The organism is Pedobacter sp. AK017 (genome assembly GCF_014200825.1).
GTDB lineage: Bacteria > Bacteroidota > Bacteroidia > Sphingobacteriales > Sphingobacteriaceae > Pedobacter > Pedobacter heparinus.
In genome coordinates this window covers 128,341-141,236 of the sequence record NZ_JACHCW010000015.1, presented here as the reverse complement: position 1 = coordinate 141,236, position 12,896 = coordinate 128,341, and the positions used below count along the sequence as shown (strand labels likewise).

Here is a 12,896-nt window from a genome sequence, read left to right as displayed (position 1 = left end):
TAGGGTGTATAACTCAAATAAAAATAAAAATACTGGGTGTATAACCAGATTGAAATTAATTCATTAACCTGTATAGCTATAAACGGATAAGACAGCTGTATTTACGGAGCCCCAATACTTGTCACCCTGCTATTAGCTGCTCAATACCTCAGTCGTAGCTTGTTCGTAAAAAGTACCCTTTTTATGAGCCAGGTGTGCGCAAGCTACGAGCAAAGTGCGCCCGAGGACGAAGGTAGGCCCTGATTTGTTTTTTTAAGTCTTATCAGTATCTGGTACTCCTGAATTGGCTTAACATCCGTTAAGTTGTCAAATTAAAAATAATTATTACTACAACTATAATACGCTGATTTTCGTATATTAGCATTGAGAGCGTTAATTTAAGCGGGGATAACCATCACAGGTCTATTCCCGCTTTTTTATTTATCTGCAAATCCTGTTATGTATATTTCTAAATTAAACCTGGTTACAGATCAAAAAGAGATCATAGATTGCCACCATTGTAACTGCGGTAAATAACACAGCAAAATTGGTTAATCACCAACCTCTGGCTTCCTGATTCCTTCAAGGGGCAAACTAAAATAAAACTGCGAACCCTTCCCAATTTCACTCTCTACCCAAATTTTGCCGTCGTGGCGATGAACAATCTCAGCGCTTAAATAAAGTCCAATCCCGAACCCGGAGGCCTGACTGATGGGATCACTTTCGACGCGATAATAACGGTCGAATACGTGCCCGCAATCAGCTTCACTAATCCCCAATCCCCGGTCGCTCACCCGAATACACACATATGAATCCTGTTTATAGCAATCTATGGTAACCTCGGAGCCTTTGGGAGAATATTTGATCGCATTGCCTAAAAGGTTACTGAGTACAGAATCTATTTTTTCCCGGTCCGCCATCACTACAGCATCTTCACATTCCCGGATGTTGATGATGTGGTTAATGCCGGTAAGATTGATTTCAGCAACTACCTCTTTGATCAGTTCGCAGATGTTAAAGACTTGCCTGTTGATCTGAATCTTACCAGACTCCAATCTGGAGATATTCAGAAAGCCGCTGATCATCTTATTCATTTTTTTCACCTGCAGATTCGCGCGGTCCAGTAGCTGGGATACCAGAACATCTTCACTTTCAGCAAACTTCCGCTGCAGCATTTGTAAGATTGCGCTCATAGAGGTAAGCGGCGTTTTTATTTCGTGACTGACCATAGCGATAAAGTCATTCTTGCGGATATCATTCTGCTTGCGTTCTGAGATATCCCGGGCTATCTTGGAGAAGCCAGTAATATTCCCGTGGCTGTCCTTGATGGGCGATATCGTAAGAGAAACATCAATCAGCCGGCCATCTTTGGTTTGCCTTTTCGTCTCAAAGTGCTCTACGCGCTCTCCTGCTTTTAACCGCGTGAGGATCATCGGCTCTTCATCCTGGCGGTCAGCTGGTATAAGCTTATAGATAGTTTCCCCTATTATCTCAGTCGAAGTATAACCAAACATGCGTTCCGCAGAATCATTCCAGCTGGTGATTACACTTTCCAGGGTCTTACTTATAATAGCATCATTTGATGTAGCTACAATCGCTGCTAGCCTGGCACTTTTTTCTTCTACCTGTTTGAGCTCAGTGATATCCAGTACAGTACCTAAAAACCGTGAAGCTTTTCCAGCCTGAAACTGGGCCGTACCCTGCGCCTTTACCCAACGAACCTCCTTATTATCAAAACGAATGATCCGGTGCGTGATTTCATATCGGCCCGAAAACTCAGACTGAAGGCTGGAATTTATTCTGGAAGCTACAAATTGACGGTCTTCCGGAAATATGTGTCGCGTATAGGTTTCAAAATCCACAGGCTGATCGCTATCAAGGCCGAATATCATCCGGCATTCTTTGGACCATTGAAGTTCCCCCGTGGCCGGAATATAATCCCAGGTACCCAGACCTGTCGATTCTACAGCCATACGGAAGCGTGATTCTCCGGCTGTCAGCTCCCTGTTGATTTGCTCCAGATTTTGCTGGATTTGGATTAGCTCCTCGTTTGTAGCCTCCATCTCTTCATTAACAGCCGCCTGCTCCTCTACGGCCTGCCGAAGTTCATCCGTTCGTTTGGCTACACGCCCCTCCAGCTGCTCGTTCAACAGAGTTAGCTGACGCTGGGTCTCCCGTAACTCGACATTGGTGGCAAGAAGTTCAGCATTGAGCGCTCTGACCTGTTCGGTCGTTTCCAGATTTTCCAGATGACTTTGATGTAGAGCGCGTTCGGCCAGTATTTTGTCTGTCACATTGGTAGCCAACTGGATGATATAAGAAATATTACCCTCACTGTCCAGCACAGGTGAATGGCAGGGGTCCCAGTACCGCCGGATAAATTTGCCAGGGTTTTCAATATCGGGGACATCATATCGCTGTATTGGCATTTGATCTGGCTTTTTAGTGCGAAGTACCGCCTGAAGTGATGCATTTATATTCTGAACACCATCCGCATCTGGCAGATCCGGGTTGTCCGGAAAGGCCTCAAAAATATGTTTGCCTTTAATCGCATCCCGGGTCGTTTTTGTGGCCTGCAGGTATAAATCGCTTGCTGTCAAGATATACAGATCAGGAGAAAGAATTAAATACATATTAGGCGCCGTTTCAAGCGCCGAAAGTGTATCCTTGGAGAGTTTGTTGATTTCAGCCATATGTTGCCACATTTACTACATATTTTTGCAAGGCAATTCTTATGCCGAATCTGCTACAGGTTCTTGATTTATGCCCTGGCCAAAAGGATCCTATCCACCTTCGTATAAAAGTTCCACCGTATAATCCGGGGCATAGGTGTATAATAAGATTACGAGTCTTCATGGAAGAAAAGACAAAACTAGAAGTCTTTGGCTTGCCAGTACACTTGCTGCACAACGCAAGCAGGTTGTTTCGGAAAAAGGTACCCAATCTCCGAAGCAACCTGCTCGTAATCTGCCCTTATCCTGCTTTCAACCCTATAGTTTATCTTTTAAAAACATTGTCCTGCTTGTAAATCCCTTTTAACCCATTCTATTTGTCCTCCAGCCCCGTCAGGAGCAGTTACAAGAATACCATGAACTCATTCTGAAATTAAATCTATAAATTCCATAGATTTAATTGACAATAACTATTTAGTTTATATATTTGCACAATACAATAAACAAATTTAGTAATTCCCGCTATCACATTTAATCATCAACATTCTTCAGAAAGGAGGATTTATTTAATAAACTATACGAAAAGAGGTTGCTCAAAAAGAACAACCTCAGGCAAATAATTCAAACGGGCTTTCAATTGGCGTTGCTGCCCGTAAAAATCACTAATTAAACCATTATAAAAGTATGCAAAATTTTATTAAACCAAGGCAGTTCCTAACTGCCAGGTTTGTACCGCTGTATGTATTTTTTCTGCTCTCTTTCTCTTTAAACACATCAGCACAAGTTACTACACAACCACTCATCAATTCTACACTCGATGGTACCGTCAAAGATGCAAAAACGGGCGAAACACTACCCGGAGCACTGATCAGGATAGAAGGGACCTCTCATCAGGTAACGGCAGACCATGCCGGAAAATTCCGTTTCGTTACAGGTCAGAAATTTCCATATACCCTGATTGTAAACTATGTTGGCTATGACCAGGTAAAACTGTTTGTTGATGGGAGCCCTGTAGAAATACGGTTAACCGCTACACAAAACCAGCTTGGTGAAGTTGTAGTGGTTGGATATGGCACCCAGAAAAAACAAGATGTAATTGGCTCTATTTCACAAATTTCGGCAAACAAAATCAATAACCGGCAAACCCCACAGCTTTCGAATGCATTAACAGGGCAGCTATCCGGCGTAACAGTAATTCAAAGGTCAGGCAAGCCTGGTGCCGGTAGCGGCGATATTAATATCCGTGGTGTAGGTTCCTTTGGTGCAGCAACTACACCGCTGATTATTGTAGATGGAATACCTGCAAGTAATTTCAATGAAATTGACCCTAATGATGTAGCCTCAGTTTCTGTATTAAAAGATGCATCCTCTGCAGCAATATATGGTGCCCGTGCAGCAAACGGTGTAGTGCTCATCACTACAAAAAATGGGAAAGCCGGTAAAACCCGGATAAGCTACAATGCATATGCAGGTTTCCAAAAGGCAACAGCTTATCCGGAATTTGTCAATTCCTGGGAATTCGCCGAACTCTATAATGAGGCTTCAGGTTCGCAGTCCTACACACCTGCAGACATTCAGAAGTACAGAGATGGCAGTAATCCGGATCTGTTTCCAAATACCAATTTTATTGACGCCGTACTTAGTAAAAATGGCATTCAAACCGCCCATAATATTACTGCAAGCGGTGGAACCGAAAAAAACCAGTTCAATATATCGGGCGGCTATTTATTCCAGGATGGACTGGTGGTTAAAAATTACTACAATAAATACAACCTACGCTTAAACCTGGTTAACGAATTGAGCCCTAAACTTACGCTTACAACACGCATATCTGCCATCAATTCGGATGCCAATGAGCCCGGTACACCGGCAACCTTAGATGCCAATGGAGTATTGGGCATCATCAGTTCAACTGTAAGGTACCCTGCCATTTATGCCGGAAAACTATCTGACGGAACTTATGGACTGGGCGTTGTACAAAAGGGCACGCCAATTTCATTCCTTGAAACTGAATCGTTTACAAAAACCAAAAATCAAAACCTAAGTGCAAACCTCAGGTTGGATTATCAGGCTGTTCCTGAACTAAAGCTGTCCATTTTGGGTGCTTATAACCAACTTACAAACAACCAGAAGGATTTTTCTGCATCCCAGGTGCTTAATCCAACACTTACACTGGGGCCCAATCAGCTCAGCATTTCTACTGGAAACACCCAGTATAAAACCCTTCAATTGCTGGCAGACTATACAAAAACCATCAATAAACATGCATTTGGTCTGTTAGCAGGCGCATCTTATGAGGATAACCATACCGAATCTCTCGATGCTTCCAGAGATAAACTTCCGGGAAATGATTTAACCGAAATTAATGTTGGGGCACAGGACAATCAAAAAAATGCAGGGACAGCTTCCGAATGGGCAATACAATCGGTATTTGGTCGTCTGAAATATAATTTTGACCAGCGCTACCTTTTTGAAGGAACAATCAGGTATGATGGTTCATCAAGATTCCCAACCACCAGCAAATACGCTTTTTTTCCATCTGCAGCGATAGGCTGGCGTATTTCACAGGAAAAATTTATCAAGGATAAGATCTCCTGGCTTAACGACCTTAAACTTCGTGCTTCTTATGGAATACTTGGTAACCAGAACATTGCCAACTATCCTTACCAGAATACGCTGAATACAGGGGTTAACTATTCATTTGGTGGCGTAATTTCCTCTGGTGTAGCCTTAACGCAATTAACGGACCCAAACTTGCATTGGGAATCGACCAGAACGGCTGATATAGGCATTGATGTAAGTTTGTTTAAAGGAAAACTAAATGCGGGTGCTACTTATTTTGACCGCAATACTTATGACATCCTTTATAGCCCGGCATCCAGCGTATCTACCATCCTGGGCTTCGATCTTTCTCAGCAAAACACAGGAAAGCTTGTGAATAAAGGACTTGAATTTACGCTTGACCACATCAACACTGTTGGGGCATTTACCTATAACATCAATGCCAATCTTACCATTATCAATAACAAAGTTAAAGATCTGGGGGTTGGAAACATTCGTCAGCCAAATGGTTTAACCGGCAATGGGAGTTCTTTGTTTATCGGCCACCCTTTAGAACTATATTACGGGTATATCGCCGACGGGCTTTTTGTTGATGCGGCCGATGTAGGTACCTGGCCAAACATGACAGCAATAAATCCATCGGCCAAACCGGGTGATATCCGGTATAAGGATATCAGTGGTCCGGATGGTGTACCGGACGGGAAGGTTGATGCCACTTATGACCGGGCTGTATTGGGCAGCAGGATCCCGAAATATTCCTATGGGATAAACCTCGGTGCTGCCTATAAAGGATTTGATTTTAATGTGTTGTTTCAAGGAATAGCAGGTGTTAAAGGAACACTGGATTCTTACGCCGGCTATGCCTTCAATAACTTCGGCAACGTGCAAACCTGGCAAAAAGATGAACGCTGGATGGCCGACAACCCCAGGAGAGATGCAGGATATCCACGACTGGAAATCATTTCCAATTCTGGAACACCGAATACCCTTACCTCTTCTTTCTGGATCATTAACACTTCTTACATCAAAATTAAAAGTGCGCAGCTTGGCTATACCTTACCAGGCCCGGTATCTGCAAAAGCAGGGTTGTCAAAAGCCAGAATATACCTCGGTGGAGAGAACTTCCTGAACTGGAACAATTATAGAAAAGGCTGGGATCCGGAAATTAATACGGGCGGAAGCTATTATCCAATCCTGGCAACCTATACTGTTGGTCTGAATGTAACTTTTTAAACTACCAAAATGAAGAACCTCAATTACAATATCAAACACAGTTTTACATTGCTCGTTGCAATACTTTCACTTGCACAAGGATGCAAGAAAGCCCTGGAAAAATCTCCGCTGGATAAATTTGACAGTGCCAACTTCTGGACAAGTGAATCCAATACCCAACTGGCCTTAACAGGTGTTTACCGTGGAAACATTAAAATCAATGGCACTGAAGTGCTGGCCAGCGACTGGTGGTCTTATGCAGGGCTATTATTTACCGAATTTTCTACAGACAATGCCTACGACAGAAGGGGCGATAATTCCTCCTATAATAAATTGTCAAATGGTACACTAACTGCAAATCTGGATGTCTTTAAAAGTTATTGGTCCAGTAGTTACGCCAAAGTGGCCAGAGCCAACTATTTTCTGGAAAACGTAGATAAAGCACCGATAGATCCAACCCGAAAAAAACGCTACATTGCCGAAGTCCGGTTTATCAGGGCCTGTCAGTATTTTTACACAGCTCAGTACTGGGGTGCAGCACCACTTGTTACCAAAACTTTGACGGCACAAGAGGCCAATACCGTTACAAAGGCCAGCAAAGCAGAAATTGTTAAATTCGTTATTGATGAGCTAAAAGCTGCTATAGCTGACCTGCCACGGCATAAGGATATCCCCAAGGCTGAACTTGGAAGGGCGAGCAGACAGGCTGCGCTGGCATTTTTAGGCCGTTTATACCTTGCTGAACAAAAATACAGCGATGCAGCTGCTGCATATAAAGAAATCATAGATTATGGGGATAACATTATCGACCCTGATTATGCAGGGCTATTCCAAACCTCCAACGAAAATAGTAATGAGATCATTTTCAGTACCCAATTCATAGAAAATCTTAGCGCTAATGCGATGAACCAGCATTTCTTTCCAGCAGTTGCCGCAGGCTGGCACATCTTCTGCCCTTTGGGGAGCATTGTTGAAACCTACGAATTTAAGGATGGTACGCCCTTTTCTTACACAGATCCGAGATATAATGCAGCCGATATTGGAAAAGACAGGGATCCGCGTTTAAAATATAGTGTATTGTATAACCTCAATACCTTTAAAAATCTGAAATATGTTACCCATCCCGATTCTGCCACTTCTCCAGATCAGTTAGGTGCAGGTAAACAAACCACGCAAACCGGTTATGGCCTCAAAAAGTTCTGCGATGAAAGTTTCTCTGGAAGCCTGACCAATTATGGCGGTAATTTGCCCATAATCCGCTATGCAGAAGTATTGTTAAGTTACCTGGAAGCAAAGCTTGAAGCCGGAGACCCTATTGACCAAATCCTGCTTGATGCCACCATTAATAAAGTAAGGTCAAGAGCCACTGTAAACCTGCCCCCGGTTACAGTTACAAATACTACCGATCTGCGTACAAAATTACGTAGAGAACGTCGTGTAGAGCTGGCATTTGAGGGCATCAGGTATTGGGACCTGATCAGGTGGAAGATCGGAAACACTGTTTTAAACGGCGACTTTTATGGAGCGCCATTTCCGGGAGCAGTTAAGACGAGAAAAAAAGGAAATATTACAGATCCATACAGCAGGTGGTATGTCACTTCAAAAGCATTCAGGGTAACCGACCACGTTTGGCCTATACCGCAAAGCGAAGTAAATATAAATCCCGGACTGGCCAATTAAAAACTCAAAACATGAACAGATTATTGCTGATTTCAGTATTCTTATTATTAAGTCAACGGCTTGCTGCACAAAACGTAATTCTGATCTATGCAGATGACCTGGGCTACGCTGAACTTGGAAGCTATGGGCAAAAAAAGATCAAAACCCCGCACCTTGACCAACTGGCGGCTCAGGGATTACGGCTAACCCAATTTTATACGGGTACACCTGTATGCGCTCCATCCAGGGCCAACCTGATGACAGGCCTCCATGCTGGTCATGCGCAGATCAGAGACAATTACGGGCTCCTTCCCTACCAGGAAAACGTAAATGAACCGGGCTCCTTTCCGCTAAAAGCAGGCACAGCTACTTTAGGTTCTCTATTTAAAACAGCAGGATATGCTACAGCTGCAATTGGAAAGTGGGGACTAGGGAATCATGACAACTCTGGAGACCCGCAGAAGTTAGGATTTGATTACTTTTATGGTTACTATGACCAGCGGCAGGCACATAACTATTATCCTACCCACCTCTGGGAAAATGGCAAATGGGATACTTTGAGAAACCATCCCATGGAAGTTCATCCAAAAGATAAAACAGTTTCGGAGTCCGGGGCCTATCGTGGCAAAGACTACGCCATTGATAAAATGACGGAAAAAGCAGTTCGTTTCATTCAATCCAATAAAGACCGGCCTTTCTTTCTTTATTTCCCTATTACCCTGCCACACGGTGTTTTGCAGGAGCCAACAAGTGGAATTGATGCTTATGTAAAACTATTTAATGAAAAGCCTTCAGGCAAAGACCCGATCACACCATACCCTAAAGCCTCATATGCGGCTATGGTCTCCTATATGGACCAGCAGGTTGGTGTAATCCAGAATGTGTTAAAAAAGCTTCGGCTGGATCAGAATACCATTGTTATTTTTACCAGTGACAACGGGACAGCCGCAAACGTTGACCGTGACTTTTTCAATAGTACAGGAGGTTTAAGGGGCGTTAAACAAGATGTTTATGAAGGGGGCATAAGAGAACCGTTTATCATCAAATGGCCGGGTAAAATAGCCCAGGGAAAAACCAGCGATTACCCTGTTGTTACCTATGACCTGATGGCAACTTTTGCCGATCTGCTCCAGGTAAAAGCACCTAAAAACGATGGAATTTCAGTACTTGATTTGTTTAAGGGCAGCCTACCTGTTGCTAAGCGTGGATTTTTATATTGGGAATACCCTTCAAAAGGTGGACAGCTGGCCATCAGAATAGGAAACCTTAAGGGTGTAAAAACCAATATCCAGAAAAATAAGGCTGCTGCCTGGCAAATATACGACCTTTCAAAAGACCCCGGAGAGTCCAATGATATTGCATCCAGTCATCCGGAGTTGCCCCATGCATTTGATGCTATTGTAAAAAAAGAACATACCCCGCCATTACGTCCCGAATGGGATATTTTTAAATCAAAAAAGGAATCAACTGAAAATTAAATACCAGGACATGAAAACAAATATCAACAAAGTACCCGGCAGCATGATGCTGCTCATTGCAATAACACTGGCATTTTCATCAAACGCCCAAACAACAAAGACCAGTAAACCAAATATTGTGATCATCTATGCAGACGATTTGGGATATGGCGATATCAGTGCCTATGGTGGCAACGTGAAAACACCTAACATAGACCGGCTGGCTAGCCAGGGCCTGAGCTTTACGAATGGGCATTCCACATCAGCAACCTGCACACCTTCGCGCTATTCCCTGCTTACCGGTAAATATGCCTGGAGAAAACAGGGCACCGGCGTTGCACCTGGCAATGCTCCGCTTATTCTAGATCCCGAAAAAAATACCATAGCAGATGTATTGGGTAAAGCCGGTTATAAAAGTGCTGTGGTTGGTAAATGGCATTTAGGCCTTGGCCCAAAAGAGGGGGCAGATTGGAATGGTGACATCAAACCAGGGCCTCTGGAGCTGGGTTTCAACTATTCCTATATTTTACCGGCAACAGGCGATCGTGTTCCATGCGTTTATGTAGAGAACCATAGAATTGTTAACCTTGATCCCAAAGACCCCATTCACGTTTCTTATCTGGCTCCTATAGCAAATGAACCAACCGGACTCAATAATCCGGAACTATTACGTGTTCAATCTTCGCATGGACACAATCAGGCCATAGTAAATGGAATTGGCCGCATTGGCTACATGACCGGAGGAAAATCAGCATTATGGACAGACGAGGACATTGCCGCTGTATTGGCTTTAAAAGCAAGCAAATTTATTGAAAACAATAAAAATCAGCCTTTTTTCCTATACCTGGCCACTCATGACATCCATGTACCAAGGGTACCAAACTCAAAGTTCCTTGGTAAAAGTGGACTTGGTGTGCGTGGCGATGCGATACTCCAGTTGGACTGGACCGTAGGACAGGTTACAAAAACATTGGATAGCCTTGGTTTAAGCAAAAATACCCTTGTGATATTTAGCAGCGATAACGGGCCGGTTCTGGATGATGGTTACGTAGATGAGGCCATAGAAAAACTCGGCACGCATAAACCTGCAGGGCCACTTAGAGGGGGTAAATACAGTTTGTTTGATGGTGGAACCCGTGTGCCACTGATTGTGAAATGGCCTGCAGCGATCGCCGCAGGTAGCAGCTCTGATGCCCTGATTAGTCAGGTCGATTTCTTTGCCTCACTGGCCGCATTAACCGGCCAAAAACCAGGTGCCGGAGATGCCCCAGATAGTCAGAACATCATTGATGCCTTAACCGGAAAATCCAAATCAGGGAGGTCATGGCTTATCGCACATGCAGGTACACTGTCTATTACAAAAGGTGACTGGAAATATATTGAACCCGCGAAAGGAAATGCAGCAGCATCAAGACACAAAGAACTCGGAAAATCTGCTGGTGCTCAATTATATAACCTTAAAAACGATCTCGCTGAAACCAGGAACCTTGCAGATGAAAATCCGGAATTGGTAAAAACACTGGCAGCCGAACTGGAAAAAGTTAAGTCGCTATAGCCTCTATTCTAATTTCTACCCCTATTTTTGAATGGTTTCTATCCAGCCTTCAAAAATAGGGGTCCGGTAGTGTTGGCCTTAAATCTAATTTATCTTAGCAATTTTAACTTTTATCCATCAGTTGCATCCACTGCCTAACTATTGTTTGCAGGTCATCACTTTTTGCTTCTACTTCTGCCATACTTCTAAATTTAGCATAGGCTTTGCCTTTTGAGGCGGGTTCAAGTACCTCTCCGGCTCCCAGCCCCTCCGCTTTATGGAACACCAACACTGCAGCATCTTTAACGCGTGGGCCAAAAGTGGCCATATCTCCTTTGTAATAGAAACTCGGACCGCCCCATTTTACGTCTTCTGTAATTTCAGGACTTGCTTTCATAATCACATCGCGCAGTGCAGCCATTTCTTTTTTTAACGGGTGATCCAGTTTTTCCAGGAACTCGTCTACTTTCTTTTTGTTGCTCATCGTAATTTGTTTAATGTTGCTGAAAACAAATATCCTGTTTTTTACCTCCCGACACAGGGGTAGAAACGACAATTAATGGGTTGATTACGACTTTTTATAGAACTTTTGGTAGGCGGTATCCCTGTATTTACCCCAGGGGCGTGGCAAATACCGGCCGCCCAGCTTCCATCGGAGTCCTTGCTACCTGCAGCATCAGTATGGTTAATAGATATTATCTTAATCCTCTTTACAATTTATTTTCTCAACACTGGTAGGCCAGGAACCAACTTCTTCACTAAACACTAAGTCGTGTGCTTCCTGAAGTGTTTTGTCGCATACAGTTCTTGTTTTTTCAGATCCTGTTTTTTTAACAGTACATTTCCAGCAGCCTACTTTATCACTTTTGGTACAGGAATTCAACGTATAAACAATGAGAATCAGAGTAAAGCGCAAAAAATTTGTTGTCATCGCAGTAAATTTGCACGAATATAAGAATCATCGGCAGGAAAGCGAAGAAATTGCAAAAGCTAATAACCTAGTGCTACCCTGATGGCTTCCTCAACAGGGCTGAACGGTCCTAAGCCTTCAATATTAAAATCGCTTCTGAGCAACAGCGGCGGCTGCGCCATAAACTTAGGTTCTATACCACGATGCCGCTGTGCGGCATGAACCAGAAATGGGTGACAGAGATATACTGTTCCGGCCCTTCCCGTGGCCAGAGCTTCTTCTCTGTTGGGCAACTCTGATGTTCTGCTTGCCAATTCCATAAAAGATAAGCCCTCCTCACCCTCGGGCTCCAGCAATCCGGCAACATCCAGATGTGAACCTTTTAGCAGTCTGGTCGGGGCATCCCGCTCACCGACGTCCGAAAATAGAAACAGCATCAGCAAGCCCCGGCCTTTCGACTGTACATTAATGCGTGCTGCAAAATAGTCGTTTGGATCGGCCCCGGCAAAACCAGCATCAACATGCCAGCCTGTGTCTCCTGAATCAATTACTGATGGGAAACGAACCGGAAAAGCACCCATGCTCATGCAGGGAATCCATTTGCCTTTACCAACCAGTTGATCGAATGCGCTATGAAGTACATCAGTATTGGCAGCCTTAACGAAGGGTTGTTGGGTATACATACCCAGCCAAATGACCGGATGCGTCCATGTACTGCTATCGTTTGGATCAGCTGGAATGTCTTTCCATAGGATATGTCTTGCTTCGCTGGCAAGATCAATAGAAAAAGCATTGTCAACGCGAACAAAGCCCTCTGTAATAAATGATTGTATTTGTTGTGAATTTAAGATGTTGTGCATAATATTTAATATAAAGTTCAGACAATATCATAACCAATACCCCCTTCGGGA

The 12,896-nt window shown here is 43.6% G+C and carries 7 protein-coding genes; 4 read left to right on the top strand and 3 right to left on the bottom strand.

What is annotated here, in order from left to right; all coding sequences use genetic code 11:
- Window positions 1-530: 530 nt before the first annotated feature.
- Complete coding sequence (locus HDC92_RS19790; RefSeq protein ID WP_183876785.1) at window positions 531-2,672, bottom strand: PAS domain S-box protein; 2,142 nt, start codon at window positions 2,670-2,672, stop codon at window positions 531-533.
- Window positions 2,673-3,335: 663 nt separating this feature from the next.
- Here HDC92_RS19790 and HDC92_RS19785 point away from each other — a divergent pair.
- From HDC92_RS19785 to HDC92_RS19770, 4 genes are read left to right on the top strand one after another with little or no spacing between them, the layout of a single operon-like run.
- The gene (locus HDC92_RS19785; RefSeq protein ID WP_183876784.1) at window positions 3,336-6,446 is read left to right on the top strand and encodes a SusC/RagA family TonB-linked outer membrane protein; all 3,111 of its coding nucleotides are present in this window, start codon (window positions 3,336-3,338) and stop codon (window positions 6,444-6,446) included.
- Window positions 6,447-6,455: 9 nt separating this feature from the next.
- Window positions 6,456-8,105, top strand: coding sequence for a RagB/SusD family nutrient uptake outer membrane protein (locus tag HDC92_RS19780; RefSeq protein ID WP_183876783.1), 1,650 nt, complete (start codon window positions 6,456-6,458; stop codon window positions 8,103-8,105).
- A gap of 11 nt (window positions 8,106-8,116) precedes the next feature.
- Window positions 8,117-9,562 carry an arylsulfatase gene (locus tag HDC92_RS19775; RefSeq protein ID WP_183876782.1) on the top strand — a complete coding sequence of 482 codons (1,446 nt, stop codon included), beginning with the start codon at window positions 8,117-8,119 and terminating at the stop codon, window positions 9,560-9,562.
- A gap of 10 nt (window positions 9,563-9,572) precedes the next feature.
- Window positions 9,573-11,096, top strand: a complete 1,524-nt coding sequence (locus tag HDC92_RS19770) for a sulfatase family protein (RefSeq protein WP_183876781.1) — start codon at window positions 9,573-9,575, stop codon at window positions 11,094-11,096.
- 103 nt (window positions 11,097-11,199) lie between these two features.
- Here HDC92_RS19770 and HDC92_RS19765 read toward each other — a convergent pair whose 3' ends face one another.
- Both HDC92_RS19765 and HDC92_RS19760 read right to left on the bottom strand, forming a co-directional pair.
- Window positions 11,200-11,559 carry a DUF1801 domain-containing protein gene (locus HDC92_RS19765; RefSeq protein WP_015809178.1) on the bottom strand — a complete coding sequence of 120 codons (360 nt, stop codon included), beginning with the start codon at window positions 11,557-11,559 and terminating at the stop codon, window positions 11,200-11,202.
- A 506-nt stretch (window positions 11,560-12,065) separates the two neighbouring features.
- Window positions 12,066-12,845, bottom strand: coding sequence for a phytanoyl-CoA dioxygenase family protein (locus HDC92_RS19760; RefSeq protein WP_015809180.1), 780 nt, complete (start codon window positions 12,843-12,845; stop codon window positions 12,066-12,068).
- Between the last annotated feature and the right edge of the window lie 51 nt (window positions 12,846-12,896).

What these genes read in the sequence shown, in the direction of transcription:
- HDC92_RS19775 (WP_183876782.1), top strand. Translation starts at nt 8,117, where the DNA reads ATGAACAGATTATTGCTGATTTCAGTATTCTTATTATTAAGTCAACGG.
- HDC92_RS19765 (WP_015809178.1), bottom strand. Translation starts at nt 11,559, where the DNA reads ATGAGCAACAAAAAGAAAGTAGACGAGTTCCTGGAAAAACTGGATCAC.
- HDC92_RS19790 (WP_183876785.1), bottom strand. Translation starts at nt 2,672, where the DNA reads ATGGCTGAAATCAACAAACTCTCCAAGGATACACTTTCGGCGCTTGAA.
- HDC92_RS19780 (WP_183876783.1), top strand. Translation starts at nt 6,456, where the DNA reads ATGAAGAACCTCAATTACAATATCAAACACAGTTTTACATTGCTCGTT.
- HDC92_RS19785 (WP_183876784.1), top strand. Translation starts at nt 3,336, where the DNA reads ATGCAAAATTTTATTAAACCAAGGCAGTTCCTAACTGCCAGGTTTGTA.
- HDC92_RS19760 (WP_015809180.1), bottom strand. Translation starts at nt 12,845, where the DNA reads ATGCACAACATCTTAAATTCACAACAAATACAATCATTTATTACAGAG.
- HDC92_RS19770 (WP_183876781.1), top strand. Translation starts at nt 9,573, where the DNA reads ATGAAAACAAATATCAACAAAGTACCCGGCAGCATGATGCTGCTCATT.